This window comes from Clostridium guangxiense (assembly GCF_021043395.1).
GTDB lineage: Bacteria > Bacillota > Clostridia > Clostridiales > Clostridiaceae > Clostridium_S > Clostridium_S guangxiense.
In genome coordinates, this window is the sequence record NZ_JAJNKE010000034.1 from 24,203 (window position 1) to 47,846 (window position 23,644).

General features: G+C 31.9%; 19 protein-coding genes and 1 riboswitch. Of the genes, 14 read left to right on the top strand and 5 right to left on the bottom strand.

Translation table 11 applies throughout. The annotated features are described in order from the left end of the window. The first annotated feature begins 635 nt into the window (after positions 1-635). Together LQK79_RS16130 and LQK79_RS16135 are read left to right on the top strand one after the other, a co-directional pair. Positions 636-1,952 carry a gluconate:H+ symporter gene (locus LQK79_RS16130; protein WP_053242262.1) on the top strand — a complete coding sequence of 439 codons (1,317 nt, stop codon included), beginning with the start codon at positions 636-638 and terminating at the stop codon, positions 1,950-1,952. A 370-nt stretch (positions 1,953-2,322) separates the two neighbouring features. After that, positions 2,323-2,535, top strand: a complete 213-nt coding sequence (locus LQK79_RS16135; RefSeq protein ID WP_231017187.1) for a hypothetical protein — start codon at positions 2,323-2,325, stop codon at positions 2,533-2,535. Positions 2,536-2,665: 130 nt separating this feature from the next. Here LQK79_RS16135 and LQK79_RS16140 read toward each other — a convergent pair whose 3' ends face one another. The 3 genes from LQK79_RS16140 to LQK79_RS16150 form a co-directional block, all read right to left on the bottom strand. Beyond that, positions 2,666-3,838 carry a M20 metallopeptidase family protein gene (locus LQK79_RS16140; RefSeq protein WP_231017188.1) on the bottom strand — a complete coding sequence of 391 codons (1,173 nt, stop codon included), beginning with the start codon at positions 3,836-3,838 and terminating at the stop codon, positions 2,666-2,668. Positions 3,839-3,899: 61 nt separating this feature from the next. After that, positions 3,900-5,102 (bottom strand): hypothetical protein, encoded by a 1,203-nt coding sequence (locus LQK79_RS16145; protein ID WP_053242260.1) that lies wholly within the window; start codon positions 5,100-5,102, stop codon positions 3,900-3,902. A gap of 1,053 nt (positions 5,103-6,155) precedes the next feature. Then, on the bottom strand, positions 6,156-7,313 hold the full coding sequence (locus LQK79_RS16150; protein ID WP_231017189.1) for a M20 family metallopeptidase: 1,158 nt from the start codon (positions 7,311-7,313) through the stop codon (positions 6,156-6,158). A gap of 183 nt (positions 7,314-7,496) precedes the next feature. Here LQK79_RS16150 and bcp point away from each other — a divergent pair, with 183 nt between their 5' ends. The 9 genes from bcp (at position 7,497) to LQK79_RS16195 (ending at position 14,035) form a co-directional block, all read left to right on the top strand. Then, positions 7,497-7,955: a thioredoxin-dependent thiol peroxidase gene (gene bcp / locus LQK79_RS16155; RefSeq protein ID WP_231017190.1), complete on the top strand. Its 459-nt coding sequence runs from the start codon at positions 7,497-7,499 to the stop codon at positions 7,953-7,955. A gap of 44 nt (positions 7,956-7,999) precedes the next feature. Then, complete coding sequence (locus LQK79_RS16160; RefSeq protein ID WP_231017191.1) at positions 8,000-8,704, top strand: M48 family metallopeptidase; 705 nt, start codon at positions 8,000-8,002, stop codon at positions 8,702-8,704. A gap of 94 nt (positions 8,705-8,798) precedes the next feature. Further along, the gene (locus LQK79_RS16165) at positions 8,799-9,272 is read left to right on the top strand and encodes a MarR family transcriptional regulator (RefSeq protein ID WP_053240742.1); all 474 of its coding nucleotides are present in this window, start codon (positions 8,799-8,801) and stop codon (positions 9,270-9,272) included. A 2-nt stretch (positions 9,273-9,274) separates the two neighbouring features. Continuing rightward, positions 9,275-9,442 (top strand): hypothetical protein, encoded by a 168-nt coding sequence (locus LQK79_RS16170; RefSeq protein WP_231017192.1) that lies wholly within the window; start codon positions 9,275-9,277, stop codon positions 9,440-9,442. After that, positions 9,429-10,652 carry an MFS transporter gene (locus tag LQK79_RS16175; RefSeq protein ID WP_231017193.1) on the top strand — a complete coding sequence of 408 codons (1,224 nt, stop codon included), beginning with the start codon at positions 9,429-9,431 and terminating at the stop codon, positions 10,650-10,652. Before LQK79_RS16170 ends, LQK79_RS16175 begins: the two co-directional genes overlap by 14 nt. 231 nt (positions 10,653-10,883) lie before the next feature. Continuing rightward, positions 10,884-11,504, top strand: coding sequence for a TetR/AcrR family transcriptional regulator (locus LQK79_RS16180; RefSeq protein ID WP_231017194.1), 621 nt, complete (start codon positions 10,884-10,886; stop codon positions 11,502-11,504). A 12-nt stretch (positions 11,505-11,516) separates the two neighbouring features. Further along, a complete protein-coding gene (locus LQK79_RS16185; RefSeq protein WP_053240740.1) occupies positions 11,517-12,398 on the top strand; it encodes an ABC transporter ATP-binding protein in 882 nt (293 codons plus the stop codon). A 5-nt stretch (positions 12,399-12,403) separates the two neighbouring features. Continuing rightward, the gene (locus LQK79_RS16190) at positions 12,404-13,207 is read left to right on the top strand and encodes an ABC transporter permease subunit (protein ID WP_053240739.1); all 804 of its coding nucleotides are present in this window, start codon (positions 12,404-12,406) and stop codon (positions 13,205-13,207) included. A gap of 36 nt (positions 13,208-13,243) precedes the next feature. Then, on the top strand, positions 13,244-14,035 hold the full coding sequence (locus tag LQK79_RS16195) for an ABC transporter permease subunit (RefSeq protein ID WP_231017195.1): 792 nt from the start codon (positions 13,244-13,246) through the stop codon (positions 14,033-14,035). 68 nt (positions 14,036-14,103) lie between these two features. Here the strand turns inward: LQK79_RS16195 and LQK79_RS16200 are convergent, their stop codons facing one another. Together LQK79_RS16200 and LQK79_RS16205 are read right to left on the bottom strand one after the other, a co-directional pair. After that, complete coding sequence (locus tag LQK79_RS16200; RefSeq protein ID WP_231017196.1) at positions 14,104-15,864, bottom strand: penicillin-binding transpeptidase domain-containing protein; 1,761 nt, start codon at positions 15,862-15,864, stop codon at positions 14,104-14,106. A 164-nt stretch (positions 15,865-16,028) separates the two neighbouring features. Next, a complete protein-coding gene (locus LQK79_RS16205) occupies positions 16,029-17,354 on the bottom strand; it encodes a replication-associated recombination protein A (RefSeq protein ID WP_053240738.1) in 1,326 nt (441 codons plus the stop codon). Positions 17,355-17,604: 250 nt separating this feature from the next. On the opposite strand from LQK79_RS16205, the gene LQK79_RS16210 reads away from it, so the two are divergent. From LQK79_RS16210 to thiT, 3 genes are all read left to right on the top strand, one after another. Continuing rightward, on the top strand, positions 17,605-20,256 hold the full coding sequence (locus LQK79_RS16210; RefSeq protein ID WP_053240737.1) for a GAP1-N2 domain-containing protein: 2,652 nt from the start codon (positions 17,605-17,607) through the stop codon (positions 20,254-20,256). A 297-nt stretch (positions 20,257-20,553) separates the two neighbouring features. Continuing rightward, positions 20,554-22,557 (top strand): methyl-accepting chemotaxis protein, encoded by a 2,004-nt coding sequence (locus LQK79_RS16215; protein WP_231017197.1) that lies wholly within the window; start codon positions 20,554-20,556, stop codon positions 22,555-22,557. 52 nt (positions 22,558-22,609) lie between these two features. Next, a riboswitch (TPP riboswitch) is annotated at positions 22,610-22,713 on the top strand. A gap of 53 nt (positions 22,714-22,766) precedes the next feature. Further along, positions 22,767-23,396: an energy-coupled thiamine transporter ThiT gene (gene thiT / locus LQK79_RS16220; RefSeq protein ID WP_053240735.1), complete on the top strand. Its 630-nt coding sequence runs from the start codon at positions 22,767-22,769 to the stop codon at positions 23,394-23,396. The last annotated feature ends 248 nt before the right edge of the window (positions 23,397-23,644 follow it).

Consider the following 23,644-nt stretch of genomic DNA (forward strand, 5'->3'; position numbering starts at 1 on the left):
TTTGTGAAGTAATATTAATTTGGGATATTAAATAAAGCTAATAAATCTAAGATGATAAAGCTTTATTTAAACCATCCCAAATCAACATTACTTCACTATGCCCGGAAAGCAAGGAAGATACACATATTGGAGTTTGGGCGTAAGCCCATGTGATTCATGAACAAAATGTTATGTACTTTCTATAATCCGTTTCTCTACGAAAAATGCACTGTTAACGAGATTTTACAATAAAAGTAATAATAAATCGTTTAAATAATGGAATATAAAGATTCACGCTAAAATTCTGTAGGAACGGAGGAACTTTTTCCTTGTACTACTGTGGGAGTGAAGTAACAATGCTGAAGGAACGATTTAAAAAAATTCTAATAAATCTTGGTTCAAAAATTGTAAAATGCTTAGATATTTCAATCTGTCTGAGCGATAGCGAGTTATTGAAATATCTTAGTATTTTATGATTTTTGAACTTTAGATTTATAGGATCTTTTTAACGCGACGAAGCATTGTTACTTTACAAATTCTGATTTGTAAGGATAAACCTGAAATTTACAATTTTGGGTTCTAGGCTGTTCAGCTTTATTTAAACTAAGTACATATAAAAATTATCTGAATTTTAGGAAAATTAGGAGGAAAAAATTATGCCTTTGTTTATTGTTTTTATTGGAGTTATGTTGTTATTGTTGCTTATGATTAAATTTAAAGTAAATGGTTTCATATCATTGATTCTTGTTTCTTTAGTGGTAGGTATAGCCGAAGGTATGAATCCATCAAAAGCGGTTACATCAATACAAAATGGTGTTGGAGGCACACTTGGTAGTCTCGCACTGATTTTGGGCTGTGGAGCTATGTTTGGAAAACTTATAGCAGATTCTGGTGCAGCTCAGAGAATTTCTAGGAGCTTAATAAATAAGTTCGGAGTAAAAAGAATTCAATGGGCAGTTCTATTAACAGGATTTCTTGTTGGCATAGCGATGTTTTATGAGGTTGGTTTTGTACTGCTTATACCACTTGTTTTTACAATAGCTGAATTTGCTGAACTTCCTCTTTTATATGTTGGAGTTCCTATGGCAGCGGCTCTTTCAGTTACTCATGCTTTTCTACCACCGCATCCAGGACCTGTAGCGATAGCTACAATATATAAAGCAAATATTAGTATGACTTTAGTTTATGGAATAATAATAGCAATACCAACAGTTATAGTAGCTGGACCAGTTTTAACAAAATTTTTGAAGAAGATTGACCGTAATTCCTCTAAAAGTTTATTTAAGGCTAAGATATTCACAGAGGAAGAAATGCCTAGCTTTTCAGCAAGTGTGTTAACTGCGGTCGTACCACCAATACTAATGGCGTTTTCAGCTGTATGCGAGATTGCTTTACCAAAGACATCAAGTGTAAGGCAATTTGCAGAATTTGTGGGAAGCCCATTAATGGCAATGTTCATATCACTTATCATTTCAATTTATACTCTCGGAATAGCTAGAGGCAGGAAAATGGAAGAAATAATGAAAGTTTTAGCTGAGGCAGCTAGTGAAATTGCAATGATACTTTTAATAGTAGCAGGTGGTGGTGCGTTCAAGCAGGTGTTAATAGACAGTGGCGTTGGAAAATATATAGCTTCAGTAATGGCTGGAAGTAATATTTCTCCACTAATTTTAGCATGGTTAGTTGCAGCAATACTTAGGTTATCCCTTGGTTCAGCGACAGTTGCAGCTATGACTACTGCGGGTCTAGTGCTTCCTATCATTTCTTCAACAAATGCAAATCCAGCACTGATGGTTTTGGCGACAGGAGCAGGAAGTGTTATATTTTCACATGTAAACGATCCAGGATTTTGGCTATTTAAAGAATATTTTGGTCTTACTATTGGAGAAACAATGGCATCTTGGTCAACCTTAGAAACTATAATTTCTGTTATGGGATTAATTGGAGTATTAATTGTAAGTGCATTTGTTTAAATAAATTGCGAAGTAATAGTGCTTTGTAACATTAAAAAAATCCATAAATCTAAGGTGAAAAAATCGTTACTTCAGCATTATTACTTCACTCCAACAGTGGTATAAGGAATATCGAATGGCTTTGTGCTGCTTGAACCATTCAGAATTTAATTTTCCTCCATTAGCTGTTATAATAGTTTAATTTCGGTGTTCTCCCTAAAATTTTTATGCAATAATGAAATATTAACTATAGTATAATTTAAATACTAGATCTTGATTATAATTACCGAAACCTTTACCGAATATAGTTAGTCCCCCAACGTGAGCGGCATCTTCTAAAACTGCAATTCTAAAAGTTAATTCCTTTCTTTTTATATCAATATCCTTTAAAGTGATATCAGATGCTTTATCACCGTCAATAAATGTGCCATTGTTTGTAATATGCAGTTGTTTTAACATTCCATTAAGCAAAACGGTTAGTATCGCAATAGAAAATGGTGTTTTGAAAAGTAAATCTATTGAAGATGGTATAGATCAATTAACACTTAAATATAAAAGTAAATTTAAGGAAAATACTAAAGATTATACCTTAAATTTGCTTTAAATATTTTTTTGAAACATTTTTTCTTAAAAAACAGCCAGTTTTTCAGTGACCTCAAATTTTTTCCTTATACTACCGTGTGAGCGAAGTAACAATGCTGAAGGAATAATTTAAAAAGCACTATTACTTTGCATTATTTTAAGTAATCTAAAGCAACTTGTACATAACTTGCCACTCCGATTGGAAGAGCGTCTTCATCAAGTTTATAGTGATTTGAGTGCTGTGAATAGCAGCAGTCTTTAGCTTCATTTCTACAGCCTAAAAGCATTAATGCACCTGGGACTTTTTCAAGGTATTCAGAAAAATCTTCTGATCCCATTATCATTGAAACTTGCTTTATGTTATCTTCACCTATTAGCTTTGCAACAGCAGATTTAAGCATTCCAGTTGCTTTTTCTTCATTTATTGTAGCTGCACAGGTGAAATCATATTTAAAATCATAGTCGCAATTGTAACCCTTACATACATTCTCAACCATGTTTTCAACCCATTTAGGCATTTGCTCACGGGAATATTTGCTGAAAGATCTATTCATTCCAGACATTTTTACACTTCCAGGAGTTACATTAAATCTTTCTCCACCTTCTATAGTTCCTATATTCATTACGATAGGATTTCTTGCATCATTTACTCTACTTACAAGAGTTTGAACGCCTTGAATTACAGCAGCTGAGCAAGTAATAGCATCCACACCCTGCCAAGGAGATGAACCGTGACAAGATTTACCTTTTATAGTTAAATCCCATATGTCTGCACTTGCCATAAATGGACCTGATTGAATAACTGCTTGTCCAACGGGCACGTCAGACCAAATATGCATTCCAAATATATAATCAACATGAGGGTTCTCTAAAGCACCTCCATCAATCATTGATTTGGCTCCAAGAGCTAATTCTTCAGCTGGCTGGAATATGAATTTTACGGTTCCATTAAGCTTGTCTTTCATTTCTGATAAAAGTTTAGCTGCTCCAAGAAGCATTGTAATGTGGCTATCATGACCGCATGCATGCATATAACCTTTATTTTCAGAAGCAAATGAATAGCCAGTATCCTCTGTAACTGATAATGCATCTATATCCGCACGTAGACCTATGGTTTTTCCTTCCAATTTGCCTCTTAAAATTCCAATAACACCAGTTTTACCAATGCGTTGTACTTCTAATCCAAGTCTTTCAAGTTCATCGCTAATGGTTTTTGAAGTCCAAACTTCTTCAAAGGAAGGTTCTGGATGTTTGTGAAATTCCCTTCTATATTTAATAAGCCAATTTTGAATGTTTTTAGCTAAATTCAAAGTACTATTTTCCATTTTGATTCCTCCTAAGTACATTTTTTAACACATTATTAATTATATCACTATTTCACTGAAATTATAATATTTTTAAAAATACACCTGCTATTATTACAGAAGCAACAGATACAGTTGCGAAGCCTCCAACAAGCATTCTAGGAAGGAGTATATCTGTAACATAAGCCTCTTCTTCTTCGGTTTTGCTTACTGATTTGCAGACTTCAGTAGTTATTATGTAGTCTGCTGGAAAGCCAAATAAGGCTGTAAGTGCACAAGCAAAGCTCATTTCTTTTGAAAAACCAACGAGTTTTCCAGTTATAAGAGATGTGAGGAACATGCCAAGTATTCCTAGTATTATTAAAACTATTATTGGAATTAAAATTTTTATAAGCTGTGATGGACTTATGGTTGATAAACCAGAGAAAACATAAACAAGTAAACCAGCTATGAGCCAATTGAAAACGCCAGCCTTAACAAGGGCAGATTCTTCTAAGAAGCCTATTTCACAGAAAATTACACCTAATATTAAACAAATTACATATTGATTTACAGTACCATGAGTTAAATTAGAAAGCCATCCAGCTAAAAGTGATATTATTGTCAATTTGACAAGTATCATTGGTGCTGTCTGATATTTCTCAGGTAAAGGTGGGATTAATTTTTTTCTTACGACTGTTGTGGTTGCAGCAATTTGCTTAGAAACTTCTTTATCACTATTCTGAGAATCGGATTTGTTTTTCCTAAAATCTTCGATTAATCTTCTTCCTTCTCTTTTTAAGCAAAAGGATGTTAAAGGATAACCAAAGAAGCTGTGCATAACAAACATTGCTATAGGTAAAGCGACTAAACTTGTAATTCCTTGGCTTTTTAATCCTTCGGACATAAGCAGGGCTGCTACTAATCCACCGCTTAATGGAGGAGTTGCGGCAACAACTGTATGCCAATCAAATAATAATCTCCCAATAGTCATTGTAAGAAGGATTGTACCACATACACCGCCTAAGGCTATTACTACAGCTTTCCATTGAGCAATTAATTTTTTTAGATCCATAAGTGTACCCAAGTGCACTAAGAGCAAACCCATGCATATTGGTACAAATTCCTTGCCAAAGGAGGCTCTTGTAACAACGTCTTTTGGAACGAATGTCCAGTAACCGACAACAAATAAAGCGGCGGTTACAAAAACAGAAGGTATATAGGCCTTAGTTTTGTTAGAGATTATTTCACCTATAAGTAGGAATGCTATTACTATTAAAAAGCATTCTGGAGAAGAAAAGTTCATAAAAATTCACTCCTTAAAAGTTATTTTATAAATTAGTTCAAAAGCTGTGATTTAAAAGAATGTGGACAAAGCTTAATGTAAGCATTAATATTTTTTAAACACAGCAAAGCATTAAAACAAAAAATAAAAAAACTTATCACCAAAAGGGACAAGTTTTGATTGCGTTACCACCCTAATTTTATGAATAAATTATTTTAGAACTAAATTATTCTTAACACCTCAGATACGTTTCAGTAAATTGATTCGATTTCTTTTTAACGGTAGAATACCGATATAACTTACTCAAATATTGTATAATTTTGAAAATTCTAAACAATATTTTTTCAGTCATACTTCTCTAGGATGATTTTATGATATAGTCTAAACATTGGATTTCAGCTTGAACCAACTCTCTTTGGATTAGATGATATACCTTACTGTTCCTGTCATCAAATTTGTCTACAAGGTTATTTATATCATATGGGAAATTAGGTGTCAATGGGTAAGTAAAGCTATTAAATGCAAATAATTGAGAGAATTTTGTCGTAAAATAAGGATACAATATGAATATTTTTATTCATAATGCATTGATTAATATATACATATTATGAATGATAAAATAGAAAAAGTTATTTGATATTATTAACGATATAATAAAAAAATATCTTTAGAAGGATATAAAATGAAAATGTAAAAAAATATTGGGGGTAATATTAGAAAATAACTATTAAGAAATATGAAGGATATTTCTTAAATGAATAAAATATTCAATTAATAGAAAAGCAAAAAGTAATAAATTTATCAATTATGCATAATCAAAGGTAAAAATATAAATGAAAAAATTCAAAAAAATAATATAAAAAAATATTAATTTTTTTATATTACTATGGTGAAGATTAAGATATATAGGTATTTGTACTATTATATTTTAATATTTACAATTAAACTTATCAATATTTGTGCTAAGAATATGAATTAGTATAATTTTTATATGCATATTGTGATTTTGACATGAAAAACTCCCTTAAACTTTATACATATGAATAAAGGAGTCAAATGTGATAAAAATAAGGTTTAGAGGTTTAAAATACTTGAAGCTAGGAGCTTAGTTCTTTCAAATAAGGATTCTAAATATCCAAATTCATTATTTGTATGTTGATACATACCTTGAGCACCCATACCGCATAAAGCTGGTACTCCAACCATTGTTGAAAAAGATGAATCAGAACCGCCGCCTACTGTTTTCCCATAAGGTTCCTTTAAATCAAGTTCTAATGAGGTTTTCCTTACAACCTCAAATAATTCTTTCGTACCATTAATAACTTCCATAGGATGCATAACAGATTCAAGCTTTAATTGAGATTTTGTGCCTTCAACGTAAGTTTTTTTTGTTATGTTTTCTAGTTCCTTGGCTATTTTAGGCAGCATATCTTCTTTTAAAAATCTTACATCTATCATAGCTTCAGCATGTTCAGGCACCACATTTCCAGCAGTTCCTCCATTTACAATGCCTACATTTAAGGTTGTTCCTTCAGCTATATTTGTTAAGTTTTGAATATCTATAATTTTATGAGAAATTTCTAAAACTGCATTTTTTCCTTCTTCATACTGATTTCCAGCATGAGCAGCAATTCCCCTGACTTCAAGTATAAAAGAAGCACAACCTTTTCTTTCTATGACTATAGCGTTATCAGTTCTACCGGTTTCGCAGTTAAATGTTGCGTAGCATTCTTTAAATTCTTCTGGGAGTACTTCACTTAAATTAGAATTGGCATGTCCAACTTCTTCATCGCCTATGAGTATAACTTTTATTGGTCTTTTTTTGTAATTGATAGAATTTAGGGCTTTAATTGCATAAATTAAAACTACGATTCCACCTTTCATGTCTACAACTCCAGGACCATAGACTTTGCCATTTTCAATTTTAAAAGGATTTTTTTCTATAGCGCTGTCTTTAAATACAGTATCCATATGGCCCGTGAGACAAATAGGTTTTTTACTGTTTTCATATGTAGATTTCCCAATCAATGATGCACCAGCATTTTTAAAATCAAGAATATCAGTTTTAAAGTTTTCATCTTCAAGAATAGTCTTTAGTTTATTTACTATAGTGTCAATTCCTTTTTTGTTATGCGAACCGCTTTCTATGTTAACTAAGGTTTTCCATAGGTCAATCATTTCCTCACGGTTTGCGTCTACAAAATTTGAAATATTTTTCGTTTGTTCATCCATAATATCACTCCTAGTTAAATTTAATAATAAAATAAAAGAATTTTTTAAATTAAGGCAAAAGTTTCTTTGTATAGTTATTATATAATTAAATTGTGTAAATTTGTAGTTATAAATATATAATCTTGATTATTGATAATAATTATTATATAATATTTATAATTAATAATATAAGAGGTGATTTTTATGGAAATAAAAGAAAATGGTGCAGCGCCAGATTTTTCACTATTTGGTTCTGATGGTAAGGAACATAGATTAAGTGATTACAGAGGTAAAAAGGTTATTCTTTATTTTTATCCAAAGGATAATACAGCAGGGTGTTCAAAAGAAGCTTGCTCTTTTAGGGATAATATAGAAATAGTAGATGATTTAAATGCTGTAGTACTTGGTGTAAGTAGAGATTCTTTAAAATCTCACGACAAATTTATAGATAAGTTTAATTTGCCATTCATATTACTATCTGATGAAGAGGAAAAGGTATGTAAATTATATGATGTTATTAAAGAAAAAAATATGTATGGCAGAAGATATATGGGAATAGAAAGAAGTACATTTATAATAGATGAAAGTGGAATTTTGAAAAAAATATTTAGAAAAGTAAAAGTTACTGGACATATTGAACAAGTCATTGAAAGTTTGAAATAAAAATGGTATCCTCAAGTTATAAGAGGGGAGTTAGGTGATTTTTAATGTTTATTCAATTTGAAAATGACTTGGTGGAAATATTTGTTCAATACAAGAAAAGAAAAACTATAAAATTATCTATCAAAAATGATCTAAATGTGGAAATCGTTGCGCCATTAAGAACGTCTAAAAGATATATAAGAGAGATAATAGAAAGTAAAAAACATTGGATAGAGATCCATAGGGAAAGGATGAAGAGAAATATAAACGTTCCTAGTTTAAGGAAATATGAAGATGGAGAAAAGTTTTATATTATGGGTAATCCTTATAATTTAAGGGTTGTCCAAAGCGATCATGATAGGATAATGGTTTTTCAAGGTGATATTTTTATGTATACAAAGAAGAAAGAAGATGTTGCTTACAAGAAAAGGCACATGGAAAAGTGGTATAAAGAAATGGCTTATGGAAAGCTTAAAAATATTTATGATAAGGTTTGCAGTAAATTTGATGTAATATACAGTGAAAAACCTGAATTGTATTTTAGAAAAATGAAAGCTAGATGGGGAAGTTATAGTCCAATAGACAACAAAATACTATTGAATTCTCAACTTGTAAAGGTACCAGAGCAGTGCATAGAATATGTAATAGTTCATGAGCTTTGTCATGTAAGGCATAGAAACCACAAAAAAGAATTTTACGACTTTCTTGAAAGTTTTTTGCCAGACTGGAAGCTTAGAAGACAAGAACTTAATAGGTATACAAGTGTTTAAGTAAAAAAATCAATGGATTATTTTAATATTGTTGAAGTGGAAACAAAAATTTAATATAATATTGTTAATGCACCAACTGGCGGGAGGAAATGCCATGAACAAAGAAGAACAGCTAATAATAGATTTCAGAGAATTATTTGATAAAATGACTTGGCTTAATAAGCTTAAGATGGAAGACAGTCTTAAGGGTTATAAGCCTTCTGAAGTACATTACATCGAATGCATTGGAAGAAATGTAGATTCCAATGTTACAAAACTTGCAGAGTCTCTTTATATGACTAGGGGAGCCATAAGCAAAATTACCAAGAAGCTCATAAAAAAGGGGAGCATTGAAAGCTATCAGAAGTCAAATAATAAGAAAGAAATTTATTTTCGGCTTACTAAGGAAGGTCAAAGAATTTATAAACTACATGAAAAGCTGCACAAAAAGTTTCAGGAGCGGGATAAAGTTGTATTTGAGCAGATAACTGAAGAACAATTTGACAGTATGCTCAGCTTTATAGAAAAGTATAGCAGGCATTTGGATGCAGAAATAAGGAAACTGGGTATAGATATTAAGTCGGAATAAATTTGAATAATAAAAATGAAACAACAGGCAGCCTAGTTCTATTGAGAATGGGCTGCAATTTTATTGTTACTATTTTGTTGACAAGGAAACAAAATAATGATATGATGATTTTGTTGACAAGGAAACAAAATCATTTGCTGCGAGAGGAGAATTCAAATGTTGAAATTTAGATTACACAATGAACAAAGTATAGATAAACATGCTTTAATATTCGGTCTTATCTCTGTGTTTCTTTGCGGAATAGGCTTCACTATCATAGCACCTGTTATTCCATTCTTAGTGAAGCCTTATATAAGCAATCCAGGAGATCAAGCTATAGTTGTTACACTGCTTACCTCTGTTTATGCAATTTGCATGTTTTTTTCAGCCCCTGGGCTTGGAGCTTTGAGCGACAAATATGGTCGTCGTCCAGTGCTTTTAGTATGTCTTTTGGGTTCCGTAATCGGGTACTTAGTTTTTGGTATAGGAGGAGCTCTATGGGTACTATTTGTTGGGCGCATAATAGATGGTATAACAGGCGGGACCATAAGCACTATCTTCGCATACTTTGCAGACATCATTCCTAGAGAACAGAGAACCAAATACTTTGGATGGATGAGTGCGGTTGTAGGTGTAGGCACCGTTATTGGTCCAACTTTAGGAGGATTACTTGCCAAGTTTGGTTATTCTGTACCCATGTATTTTGGGGCAATAATAACTTTATTGAATGTCGTTTACGGGTTCTTTTTTATGCCTGAGAGCCTTGACAAGAATAATAGACTGAAAGAGATCACCTTTGTAAGACTGAATCCATTTACACAGCTTGCAAGTGTGCTTTCTATGAAAAATTTAAAAAGGTTACTTGTCTCAGCATTCTTACTTTGGATACCCAATGGATCTTTACAGGCGGTTTTTTCACAATTTACAATAGATACTTTTAGCTTTCAGCCTGCACTAATCGGACTTATATTTTCAATTATAGGCTTTCAAGACATCATTTCACAAGGTTTCATAATGCCAAGGCTTTTGATAAAACTTAGTGATAAACAAATAGCAATCCTTGGAATGGCTTCAGAAATTATAGGTTACAGCCTTATTGCAGCATCGGCTTTGTTCTCATTCTATCCTCTTTTTATTGCTGGAATGTTTATATTTGGTTTTGGTGATTCGATCTTCGGACCTTCCTTCAATGGGATGCTCTCTAAGTCTGCCGATTCTAGTGAACAAGGAAGGATTCAGGGAGGTAGCCAAGCTATTCAATCTTTAGCAAAAATGATTGGACCTATCATTGGAGGTCAAGTCTATGTATCACTTGGTCATGTAGCACCTGCTTTTATGGGTATAATCCTTATAGCAGCGGCAATACCAGTTTTGTATAAGGGGACACATGTAAATATGTAAAATATATACTTTATTCAGGCAAGTGTCCACCTTTATAACAGGTGTTTTTAAGAACATATAATAATAGGGTTTCAGAATTTAGAGACAAGTTCTGAAACCCTATTTGTCTAAACTTTTTATGCAAAGAGTCAGCCGATAATAAAAAAATTTTAAAAGTGTATTGACCGAATCGGTCTATGGTGATATATTTAAATAAACCGATTCGGTCGACTGATTTACGAGGTGATTATTTTGGAAAAATTTTTAAGTTTATCGGTAGAAAAACAAAACACAATTATTGATGCAGCACTTAAGTGCTTTGGTACTAATGGCTATAAAAAAACATCTGTTAGTGATATTGCTTCTGCTGCTGGAATTTCCAAAGCAATGGTGTTTCATTATTTTGGTACAAAAAAAGCTTTATATCTTTATTTAATTGATTTGTGCAGCGACCTTATTATGAATGAAATTTATGAAAAATTTGATAAGACTATTACTGACTTTTTTGATAGGATAATAATTTCAGGTAATATTAAGGTTTCAGTTATGAAGAAACACCCTGCTATATTTTTATTTTTAACCAATGCATATTTCGAAGCTGCTGAAGAAGTTAAAGAAGATATACAAAGTATTTTTGCAAAAGGAGAGGGTTTTAGAAATAAAATTGCTTTTGATGGAACTGATACTTCAAAATTTAAAGCTGGCATTGATTCAAAACTTGTTATGAAAATGCTTGTATGGTTAGCTGAAGGATACGCTAGTGACTTATCAAATAAAATCAATACAGAAGCTGACTTTGATGAGCTTTTTAAGGAATACTACGAATGCGTGAATTTAATTAAAAATAATTTTTATAAAGAAAAATATATATAGGAGGTTACATCCATGAGTGTTATTGAAATTAAGGATCTTACAAAAAATTATGGCAAGGCAAGGGGTATAAGTAATGTAAACTTAAGTGTAGAGCAGGGTGAGGTTTTTGGATTTATAGGTCCTAATGGTGCAGGAAAATCGACAACTATTCGAACACTTTTGGGGTTAATTCATCCAACAAGTGGAAGTGCAACTATCTTCGGTAAAAGCTGTATTGAACACCCTGAAGTTAGAAACGAACTTGGTTATTTACCATCGGAAGTATTTTATTATGACAACATGAAAGTTATAGACCTACTTAAATACTCGGCTAGCTTTTATAAAAAGGATTGTACTAAGAGGATAAACGATCTTGCAGAAGTAATGAATTTGGACCTAAAAAAGAAAATCAATGATCTTTCTTTCGGTAATAAGAAAAAAGTAGGAATTGTTCAGGGATTACTTCATGAACCAAAGTTAATTATTTTAGATGAGCCTACAAGTGGTCTTGATCCGTTAATGCAGCAAAGATTTTTTGAACTTCTTGGGCAAGAAAATAAAAAAGGTGCTACTATATTCTTTTCTTCACACATTCTTAGTGAAGTACAAAAGATGTGCAGTCGTGTTGCATTTATAAAAGAAGGAAAGATTATAAAACTTGAAAAGATGAGCACGCTTCAGGAAAATAGTTACAAAAAAATCAGTATTGAAGCTAAATCTCCAATTAGTAAAGATACTTTTAATATTAGCGGTATAAGTGATTTTAAGTTAAAAGGTAATACTGTAAATTTCATGTTTAAGGGTGACATAAACTCCATTACGAAAAAAATAGCCGAGCTAGAGCTTCGCAATATATCTATTGATGAACCTGATCTTGAAGAAATCTTTATGCATTATTATGTAAAGGAGGATTGAGTACTATGAATATATATCTTCATGAACTTAAGTCATTACGGAAATCAGTCATTATTTGGGTATGTGCGTTAATAGCGTTAGCTGGGCTGTTTCTTTCGATTTATCCTAGCATGGCAAGTGATGCAGCGGAATTTAAAAAGCTTCTTAGTAATTACCCAGCTTCAATAAGGGCGATGCTTGGTATTAATATTGACTATGTTACATCAATCTTAGGATTTTATTCAATGGTTTTTTCTTTTATTATACTTTGTGGAGCTATTCAAGCTATGAATATGGGGATCTCAATACTTTCAAAGGAATCAAGAGAACGTACAGCAGATTTTCTTCTTGTTAAACCCATTTCACGTTCAACTATAGTAACTTCAAAGCTCCTTGCAGCCTTCACTATGCTTATAGTTACAAATGTATTATTTTGTGCTGCATCTACTATTATAGCTAATGCGGCTAAGACAGCAGATTACAGTATGAAGTTATTCTTAATGATAAATCTTACTTTGTTTTTTATACAGCTTATTTTTCTTGCAATTGGTGTTGCTATTTCAGTATTTTTCAATAAGCTTAAGTCGGTTCTTCCAATATCACTTGGGGTGGTTTTTGGATTATACATGGTTGGAGCTTTGATTTCTACCGACAAAAACAATGAGGCAGCTCGTTTTATCTCACCTTTTAAATATTTTGATATAACGTATATCATTAAAAATGCAGGCTACGAAACTAAATATCTTATTACTAGTGCAATTATTGTGATTGCCGCTGTAGCTTTAAGTTATATCATTTATACAAAAAAGGATATACACGCGGTGAGCTGATAAGTTCTAAGTTTTAAATTATATGGAGGTCTCATTATGAATATTTTTTTAAGAGAATTAAAGGCTAATCGAAAAGCATTAATAATATGGAGTGTATGCATGTTTTTGCTAATTGTAAGTGGCATGAGCAAGTATACAGTTTATTCTTCAGGAAATGGCAATGAAGTTTTTAATAAGATGCCATATTCACTAAAAGCACTGCTTGGAATTGGTTCTTTTGATGTGGCAAAAATGAGTGGCTTTTTTGCATTTTTATTTCCTTATATCGAAATTACAGCTGCTATTCATGCTGTACTTCTTGGAAGTGGTATTATCGCAAAGGAAGAGAGAGATAAAACCACTGAATTCCTTATGGTAAAGCCAATATCACTAAGAACTATATTAACTTCAAAACTACTTGCTGCTTTTTTTAATATAGTAATTTTAAATATAGTAACTTTATTTTCTTCTATAGTTATGGTTAATGCCTATAATAAGGGAAAAGACGTTTCGGGTGAAATAGCAATGTTTATTTTGAGCATGTTTATTGTTCAATTAATATTCTTATCACTTGGGGCATTGCTCTCTGCTTTTATGAAAAATCCAAAAGCTTCAGGCTCCATTGCTGCAGGAATATTGTTTGGTTCATTTATAATATCAAAGATAACTGATTTTACCGATAAAATCAATGTAATTAATATACTTTCTCCTTTTAAGTATTTTAGCTATCAGGATATTGTAAATGGAAATGGAATAAGTGTTGGTATTAGTATTATTTCGCTTGTACTAATTACTATTTTTTCTAGTTTAACCTACTTTTTCTACATGAGGCGAGACCTTAGGGTATAAGTAGGATAGCTGAAGGATTAAAAAAAGTGAGAAACAGATTTTATTATGCGCTGTTTCTCACTTTTTATTTAGTTGTTTGGTGTTTGAGTAGTCTGAGTACTTGGTGTAGGTAACTGAAACTCTCCTTTAGATGCAAGGTAGTTAAAAATTTGTTGATATAAAATTTTAGCTACGGGAGCAGCAACAGTTGAAGCATAGTAGCTGTCATTTTCAGCATTAGGTTGATTGACTGAAACTAGTAAAGTTATTTTTGGATTATTTACTGGAGCCATTCCTGCAAAGGAAGCCATGTATTTACTGTGGTTATATCCTCCTGTTTTAGGATCTGCTATTTGAGCAGTTCCTGTTTTTCCTGCAATGTTATAATTAGCGATATCAGCGTTGTGACCAACACCATGTTCATCTGATACGACTGCTCTTAGACCGACTTTTAAACTGTTCACTAAGGCTGAATCAAGTATCTTTTTTTTGCCAAAGTTATTGTATTCTTTGTCAGTAACAACTTTGCCATCCTTAGTGTAAGTAATTTTATTCATGATATGAGGACGTATCCAGGTTCCACCATTAGCGACGGCATTAAAAGCTGCCATATATTGAACAGAAGTTAATGAAATACCTTGTCCAAAAGCCTCCGTTGCCAGATCAACGTTAGTTACCTTACTAACATCTCTAACCATACCAGTGGCTTCCCCAGGTAAGTCTATACCAGTTTTTTGACCGAAGCCAAATAGTTTTATATAATTATATAAATTTTGTTTTCCAATTTTAGCACCTAGTTCCATGAATCCAACATTACAAGAATTTTTAAGAATGTCAATAAAGTTTTCACCACCATGGCCCGATGCCTGCCAACAATTGATTACAGTTCCATCTATATTTTTGCTTCCATTACATTCAAAATCATATGCATTTATATCTTTAACAGTTCCAGTAGCAAGACCTGTATAGGCAGTTATTACTTTAAATATTGATCCTGGTTCAAAGTTAGCTTGTACTGCATTGTTTTGCCAAAGCTGATCTACTGTTTGAGATACTCCACTTGGTGGCTTTGCATTAGGAGTATTTGGATTATAATCGGGTTTATTTACCATAGCTAAAATTTCTCCAGTATTAGGATCCATAACAGTAATTGTTACGGATTTTGCTTTGTTTTGAGAAAGAGCCTGTTCAGCCGCCGTTTCAGCATATAGTTGGATGTTTTTATCAATGGTAAGAACTATATTTTTACCATTGATTGGAGCAACATAAAGAGACTCATCATATGGAAGTTGACTTTTATTTTTATCTGTTTCAAGTTTTTTTCGTCCAGGAACACCCGAAAGTTCTTTGTTATAACTAAGTTCTACTCCGGTTACCCCGTTGCCTTCAAGGTTAGTGTATCCAAGTACACTTGAGAGAAAATTATCATTTGGATATTCTCTTTTTGTATCAGAAGAAATTATAAGTCCATTTAGTTCTAAGGCTTTAATTTTATCTGATTGAGGTTTATCTATTTGTCTTGCAAGTATGGCATACTTAATTTTTGAACCATCTGACCGTTCGGGATATAATATGTTTTTTACTTTAGCTGAGGATATATTTAAAATTGAGGATAATTTGCTTATCAGAGTATCTCTAGACATCTTTTTTTCTTTTAATGAATTGGTAAGAGCGTTCATGTCAACATCAACTCTAAAAGCACTTAAACTGGTTGCAAGTATTTCGCCGTTTCTATCAAGTATGTCTCCACGCTTTGGTGAAATTGTTATGTCAGTAGTTCGCTGAGCTAATGCTTTTTGTTCATATTGTTGTGATTTTGCGATCATTATGTAACCTAATTTTCCTACCATAATAAATAGCACTATAATTAAAATGAAAAATACAGCGAAAAGTCTTCTGCCTAATTTAATCCGTTTATTTTTATCTTTCAACAAAACCCGCCCCTTTAGATTTGCAGTATAAAATATTTATATTTAATGATAGCATAATTGATTTTATATTTAAAGACAAGTGTTTATTTATCGTTTTTTTTCTTTAACTCATTTAGCTCTTCCATGAGCTGTACTGCTTTTTTCTCTAACCCTTCATTTGTTGGAAAATAGTATTTATGGTCTTTTAAGTTGTCTGGCATACACTGCATGTTTGTCGTTTTATCTTTAAAATCATGGGCATACTTATAGCCTTTTGAATAGCCTAGGTCTGACATTAGCTTTGTTGGAGCATTTCTAAGATGAAGTGGGACACCTTCAGAAATTGTATTTTTAGCATCTTCTTTTGCTTTTTCATATGCCACATATAGAGCATTTGATTTTGGTGCTAAAGATAAATATACTACAGCCTCGGTTAAATTCACACTACATTCTGGCATTCCAATATAATGAGCTGCGTTATAGGCAGCAACACATACCTGAAGTGCTGAAGGGTCTGCAATGCCAACATCCTCAGAGGAAAAACGAATGAGTCTTCTTGCTATGTAGAGAGGATCCTCTCCCCCTTCAAGCATCCTTGAGAGCCAATAAATTGCGGCATCACAATCGCTATTTCTCATGGATTTGTGAAGTGCAGATATTAAGTTATAATGTTCCTCACCATTTTTATCATAGAGAAGCGCTTTGCTTTGCATACAGTCTTCAAGAGTTTCTTTCGTTATAGTTAGAGTACTAGATATTTCCTTTGTACTTAAAACTGCCATTTCCAGAACATTAAGAGAAGTCCTAGCATCACCATTTGAGTAAATAGCAATCACGTTCAAGAGCTCATTTGATATTTTTATATTTTTATATCCGAAGCCTCTTTTGTCCTTTAAAGTATTTTTTAAAAGATCTACAATATCATTTTCTGTAAGAGGCTTTAAGACAAACACTCTGCACCTAGAAAGTAGGGCAGAATTAATTTCAAAGGATGGATTTTCGGTAGTCGCACCTACAAGGATTATGCTGCCTTTTTCAACGTAGGGAAGAAAGGCATCCTGTTGAGCTTTGTTAAACCTATGAATTTCATCCACGAAAAGAAGGGTTTCAGTTCCCATGAGTCTATTTTTTTCAGCTTCTGACATAACCTCTTTGATTTCCTTTATGCCAGAGGAGGTTGCACTAAATTCAATAAAATTACACTTTGTCATTGAGGCAATTATCATGGCAAGGGTGGTTTTCCCAACGCCAGGAGGACCCCAAAATATCATAGAGGTTAGCTTACCAGATTCTAGCATATTTCTAAGAGCTTTTCCCTTTCCAAGTAGATGCTGCTGTCCAATATATTCATCAAGGTTTCTAGGCCTTACACGATTTGCAAGAGGATTATTAACTCTTTTTTCAAATAAGGAACTCTGTATATAATTCATTTTTAATGCTCCTTTATATAAAAATTTCTCGAACGTATGTTTAAGAAAAGTATACTATTGTAAGGTAATTAATTCAACTTGAATTTTGTTATATTAAAATTAATGAAAAGTTAATAAATTAGTAACGCGAAAATGGCTATTTTGCTTGGCTTTTACAGCGCTTTGAAGTAGACAACATAATCAAATAAATTTATAATTAAAGGCAGAATATAAATTTGCAAAAGCAGAAAGAGGAAGTGGTAGTTTACTTATGAAGATATATCAATTGTATTATACATTCTGCAAAAAAGGATTGTCTTCAGGAAAGGTTTTTCAAACTTATTCTATGTCTTCTGGTATAAGTGAAAAAGAAAAGGGTGAAATAGAAAGACACTGTTTTTATATACGACCGGAAGGTCTTTCTAGTGCTCCAGTGTCATTTTCCTTCTTTAAATTGAAAAACGGAAAACCATGTATTTGTAGAACGAAATATAGGGGAATTGACAATTCGGCTAAGGTTGGAAATTACTTTTGCCATGTACTTATATGGGAAAATAAAGAGCTGCCTTTCTATCCAATTCAGCTTTATACATCTAAAATATTTAAAGATGAGCTAACTGAAGAGGAGGAAAATGCACAAGAAATAAAACCACTTCCGATATTAAATAATATACCAAAAGAAGAATTTATACAAACCTCCAGTATTGAACGATTCCTCAAAGCAAATTTAAATAAAAAAAGAGAAGAAGGCTTAAATAAATTAATAGATGGAATTATAGATGCTAAAATAAATGGCAAGAAAGTTATTTTGGCGGATGAGGCAGCAAGCCTGCATATGTGGATTGCAGCGGCAACTATGATATTTCCGATTTCTATTGCAAACAATATAACCTTTAATACCTATAATTTTGATGCTGAAAGTGATAGTGAATTTTTATGTGGTGCTGCAGCTGAAGGAACAAAGTTTAAAATAAGCGGTACGGAAAAAAATTATAACTTTAATATGTTCGATTTATTTACAAGTATGAGTACCGAAGTTAATCTAAAAAGCAAATTTGGAAAAAAGGCAGCGCTTGAATATACCGTTATAAAAGATTACAGAAGGTCCATTATAGAATTTATGGAATTATTTAATTATACAAAAGTCGATGAAAGAATTGATGATTATGTTAATTTGCTAAGCATAATTAATGAAGGACTTGAAAAATTAAGTAATGAAGAGGTTATAAAGGCTGTAAGTTTTGCAAATGAATATGCTCTAGAGCCTGTTCTTGAAGGGGTAATGGAAAGATTAAATGAAGAAACCTTAGGAACTGTAATTTTGAGTTTAGATTTAAATATGCTTCAAGTAATGTTTGAGTTTTTATTTAATATAGCTGAGGTTACCAAAAAAAAGGATTATATAGATAAGGCATATGAATTTTTCTTTAATGCTATTCAGTTTATGGTAGTTAATGCTGAAGAGATAGATATAGAGGATATAATAAAGCTCTATGGCAATATAAGAAGTTATAATAAAAATAATATACAGGATTTTATAAGCAAATCTATTGAAGATAAAAGGCTTGAGGATGCTAAGGCATACTTAAATGGCAAGAATGTTCGGTATGCTTTGTTTTATATGTGCAGTGTATTCGGAAATTTTATTTTCTTAGATAGAGAGCAAAACTCAAAAATACCTTGGGAAATCATAATGCGAATTGGTGCGTTTGAAGATATAACAAAAATCTCACTAAAAGTATTGGTACAATCAAAAAATGCATTAATCTTCTTATATAAAATAGTATCTCAAGATGATGATTATTTTGCAAATTTAGTAAGTTTAAGTGCTAATATCTGCACTTCAAAAAGCAGTTATGATATTGTTATAGCAGCTTATAATGAAATTTTAGAGGGAGTTTCTATATATAAAGCATCTCATTTAGTTAAAAAGATACTTGATAAAGAGAATGGTGGAGAAATTCTTATATTTGCTTATAAATTTAAGATGAAAAAAATCAGCAAAAGAAAAACCTACTTTAGAGGATATTGTCTAAGTGTGTTTGACGAAAATCCTAAATACAGAAGAAAGTATTTTTCTTTAGCGCTTGAGGAGCTTATGTTAGGTTTTAAAGCTGAAGATTTTAACATGGAATTTTATAATGAATTTACTGAATACATTGAAAAAAGGAAATTAGAAAAATATATAGGAAAATTTATTGCAACTAGGCTTGTAAATAGGTTCCAGGACTTAGTCTTGATAGAAATACCAGATGAAGAGCAAAAATCAGTTATAGAGGAAATGAACTTCTTAAACAATTATTATAGTATAAACGTAAGTCCTAATATTTCTGAAATGATACACTATGCACAGCTTCTTTTTACTGGCAGTATTTCAGTAGAAAAGTTTTTATGCGATGAGAAAAAATTTGAATTCCATGGTATTGGTGAGGAGAAGTATGTAAAAGTATTGAAGCTTATGTTTGAAATTATATGTCCTAAACTCAATAGTACCTCGGCTCATATAAAAATGAAGAATATACTTATGTATGATAAGTTTTTTATTATTTATTTTAATACGTATATAAATACTATGGGTGACATTTTTACTACAAGTGATAGAAGTTCTGGAAATAAAAAGTCCTATAAATTGTATTGTGACTTTATTTATTTCATAATGAAATGCAAGACTTTGTTTACTGAAACTCAATTTAAAGATATAGAAAAGTTTATATTTGAAACTTTAGAGAAAGTAGATCTAGATTACCTTAAAAATTATGATAAATATATGAAAAATATAATTATAAATAGTAGTAAAAGTGAAGAAGCCAGAAGAATGAAAAGAGAGTGGCAAAAAATCTACAAAAATTTAAATGATAGTATTAAGAGAAAATATATACTCAATAAACTGCAAAAGATATATAAACGTAAAATTGGTGAGTGATTGCTGGAATTGTTGGAGAGGAAATGCAAAGTGCAGGAATTAAATAAGTGTAGGAATCAGTACTCATTTAAAGCAAAGCCTAAAAATTAAAAGTAATTTTAGAAAAATGCGTGATAATTTATATTACGCATTTTTTATATGGCATTTTTTTTGATTTTATCTTATAATAGTAATAATATAAACATTATGGTAAAAAATAAGACAAATATATTTATTATTATTAAAAAAATATGCGACATTATTAATAAAATAGAATTCATATAAAACGAATTACTAAAGTTATAGGGGGGAACATAGATGAAAAAAAGTTTAAAGAACAAGCTGATTTTATTATTTCTTGTGTTTATATTTATACCACTTATAATACTTGGAGTATTTTCAGAATTTATGGCATCAAGATCACTGAATGATAAAATGGATGAATTAACTCGAGCTACAGCAGATAGGGCTTCTAGTGCCATAGGAGCGGATATAGAGTCTGCGAGTAAGTATATTCAACAGCTAAGTAATAATCCTCAGCTTGCTGCTCTTGCAAGTGGAGATGAGAGTGCAAGAGACTCGGTTTATGAATATCTTGCAGCTTTAGAAAATCAAAATGGAGACGAAATAGAAATGCTTGCTGTAACAGATATTAATGGTCAGGAGATAGTTAATAATGATATTAGAAACGCAAAGATTGTTCTTAATAGGGATGGTTATATAAAAGATGCGCTGCATGGCATGCCATCAAGAAGTGAATTAAAAATATCCGAAATTACTGGTGAAAATGTAATTGCTATTGCGTATCCTTTAAAACAGGGCAATCACATAGTTGGAACTGTAATAGGTACAATAAAGTTTCAGGATATATCAAAATATGTTTCAAATATAAAAATAGGTAAAAAAGGTTATGTGTACATGATCGATAAAACAGGGATTATCCTGTATAGTCCAGATAAGACTAAAAATTTTATACAAAATTTATCTAATACTCCAAATCTTCAATTAAAAGCACTTGTAGCTAAAATGAAAAGTGGTAAGAGTGGTTTTGGGACGTATACTGATGAAAAGGGTAAAGAGAGGGTTTATTTTGAATCCGTAAATGGTTGGTCAGTGGTTGCTGTAGCTAATTACAATGAAAGTATGGAGACCTTAAAACTAATTCAAATTGGAACAGTAGTAATAGCTATTGTAGCTGCTGTAATATGCGTTTTACTTGCTTTGAGAATAACTAATAAGGGGATAATAGCTCCAATAAAGAAGTTGATGGGACTTATGAATACAGCAGGAAATGGGGATCTTACAGTTAAAGCCGACATAAATACTGGGGATGAGCTTCAGGCATTAGGAGAAAATTTCAATAAAATGATTAAAAATCAGTCAGAGATAATAAGCAAGATAAGGGAAAGTGCAGGAAACTTTGCAGCTTCTTCAGAAGAACTTTCTGCTTCAAGTGAAGAAATAAGTGCGTCGAATCAGCAAGTTAATTCAAGTATGCAGGAGGTATCAAACAATGCTGATGAACAAAACGAGCTAGTTGTTAAAACCTCTAAGGCTATTAATGAATTATCAAACCTTGTAAAAGTTGCGGAGGATAAGGCTTTAGAATCAAAGAAAAATTCTGATTATACTAGAAAAACGGCGGAAGAGGGAAGAATAAAACTTGAAAACACAGTTATGACAATTAAGGATATAAGCAAATTTACAACTGAAACTGAAAATATATTAAATGTGCTGCATAAATTGTCACAGCAGGTTGGAGGTATTGTAGACACAATTAATGCTGTGTCTTCTCAAACAAATTTATTAGCATTAAATGCCGCAATAGAGGCTGCACGTGCAGGAGAACATGGTAAGGGTTTTGCAGTAGTAGCTGAAGAAGTAAGAAATTTGTCAGAGCAGACAAGCTCAAATGCTAGTGAAATAAGTAATCTTATAATTGAGATGGTTGAGCAAATAGATAAGGCAGTTAAATCAGCTGCAATCGGAAAGAAAACTGTACTTAATGGCGTTATAGCTGTAAGCAAAACTGATGAATCCTTTAAAGACATAATAAAATCCGTTCAAGATATAACCAAAGCAGTTGACAATACAGTAGATATAACGGAGGATGAAGTTAATAATTCTAAGCTTATAGTAGAACTTACATCTTCTATTGCTGAGACAGCAAAAAATACTGCTAATGACACCACGGAAGTAGCAAAAGCAGCAGAGGAACAATCAAGAGTAATTGAAAATCTTTCGGCTAGTGCAGAAGAATTAAGTGCAATGGCAGCAGGCCTTAATAGTTTTGTAGAAAAATTTAAAATAGAAAAGTCTTAAAAAAATGGTGCTTTAAAATAATACAAAAAAGAGTATAATATAATATGAATTAATAAAGTGCTAGGGGTGCCTTTAGGCTGAGATATAAAGTTTTGCTTTATAACCCTTATACCTGATCTGGATAATACCAGCGTAGGGAAGCAATTATTGTAATATAACGATTGTTTTCGAAAGGTCTTCCTAAGCACGAATTTTAGGAGGTTTTTTTTATGTCTTTTTCAAAAAATATGGAGGAAATATTAAAACACCCGACATCGCTCGCAGCACTTCTTGCTTTAATAATACTTGTAGTAGTGGCTATAAAGGTGAGAAAGGTAAAACTTGATACTCACATGATAGCGCAAATAGGTATAGCTTTAGCTCTTGCAACTGTGCTTAAAGTATTTAGAATTTATCATCTTCCACAAGGGGGAAGCGTAACGTTAGGAAGTATGATACCAATTCTTTTAATGGCACTTTTCTATGGTCCTGAAGTTGGATTTTTAACGGGCTTTCTTTACGGAATTATTACACTTATAATGGATCCTTATATTCTTCAACCTGTACAGGTTTTATTTGATTACCCACTTCCATTTATGGCACTTGGACTCGCAGGATATTTTAAAGATAAAAAAATTGTTGCAACTATAGTTGCTGTTTTTGGACGATTTATATGTCACTTTATTTCTGGGGTAGTGTTCTTTGGAAGTTATGCTCCTAAGGGACAATCACCAGTTGTATATTCATTTTTAGTAAATGGTGGTTTCCTAGCAATTGAAGGAGCAATATGCCTTGTAATTATGGCTGTACTTCCAGTAAAACAATTGTATTCTATAGCTGTAAAAAATCATGCGGTTTAACCGTTTATAAATAAAAGGGGCAATCGCACTAAAAATTGTTAAATCATGATTTAAAAATATTGCGAAGAAACATCATCTTGGAATATTAAATAAAATTAATAAATCTAAGCGTCAAATTGTTAAAATCTTAAGAGCTTTCAATAACTAGCTGAAAAAATGCTCAAACAGATTGAAATCTCTAAAGCTTTTAACAATTTGCCACTAAGATTTATAAAATTTTATTTAAACTATTCCTTCAATGATGTTCC

Excerpts from the sequence above, each read along its gene's own strand:
- LQK79_RS16130 (WP_053242262.1), top strand. The coding sequence starts at position 636 with ATGCCTTTGTTTATTGTTTTTATTGGAGTTATGTTGTTATTGTTGCTT.
- LQK79_RS16140 (WP_231017188.1), bottom strand. The coding sequence starts at position 3,838 with ATGGAAAATAGTACTTTGAATTTAGCTAAAAACATTCAAAATTGGCTT.
- LQK79_RS16145 (WP_053242260.1), bottom strand. The coding sequence starts at position 5,102 with ATGAACTTTTCTTCTCCAGAATGCTTTTTAATAGTAATAGCATTCCTA.
- LQK79_RS16150 (WP_231017189.1), bottom strand. The coding sequence starts at position 7,313 with ATGGATGAACAAACGAAAAATATTTCAAATTTTGTAGACGCAAACCGT.
- bcp (WP_231017190.1), top strand. The coding sequence starts at position 7,497 with ATGGAAATAAAAGAAAATGGTGCAGCGCCAGATTTTTCACTATTTGGT.
- LQK79_RS16160 (WP_231017191.1), top strand. The coding sequence starts at position 8,000 with ATGTTTATTCAATTTGAAAATGACTTGGTGGAAATATTTGTTCAATAC.
- LQK79_RS16165 (WP_053240742.1), top strand. The coding sequence starts at position 8,799 with ATGAACAAAGAAGAACAGCTAATAATAGATTTCAGAGAATTATTTGAT.
- LQK79_RS16175 (WP_231017193.1), top strand. The coding sequence starts at position 9,429 with ATGTTGAAATTTAGATTACACAATGAACAAAGTATAGATAAACATGCT.
- LQK79_RS16185 (WP_053240740.1), top strand. The coding sequence starts at position 11,517 with ATGAGTGTTATTGAAATTAAGGATCTTACAAAAAATTATGGCAAGGCA.
- LQK79_RS16190 (WP_053240739.1), top strand. The coding sequence starts at position 12,404 with ATGAATATATATCTTCATGAACTTAAGTCATTACGGAAATCAGTCATT.
- LQK79_RS16195 (WP_231017195.1), top strand. The coding sequence starts at position 13,244 with ATGAATATTTTTTTAAGAGAATTAAAGGCTAATCGAAAAGCATTAATA.
- LQK79_RS16200 (WP_231017196.1), bottom strand. The coding sequence starts at position 15,864 with ATGGTAGGAAAATTAGGTTACATAATGATCGCAAAATCACAACAATAT.
- LQK79_RS16205 (WP_053240738.1), bottom strand. The coding sequence starts at position 17,354 with ATGAATTATATACAGAGTTCCTTATTTGAAAAAAGAGTTAATAATCCT.
- LQK79_RS16210 (WP_053240737.1), top strand. The coding sequence starts at position 17,605 with ATGAAGATATATCAATTGTATTATACATTCTGCAAAAAAGGATTGTCT.
- LQK79_RS16215 (WP_231017197.1), top strand. The coding sequence starts at position 20,554 with ATGAAAAAAAGTTTAAAGAACAAGCTGATTTTATTATTTCTTGTGTTT.
- thiT (WP_053240735.1), top strand. The coding sequence starts at position 22,767 with ATGTCTTTTTCAAAAAATATGGAGGAAATATTAAAACACCCGACATCG.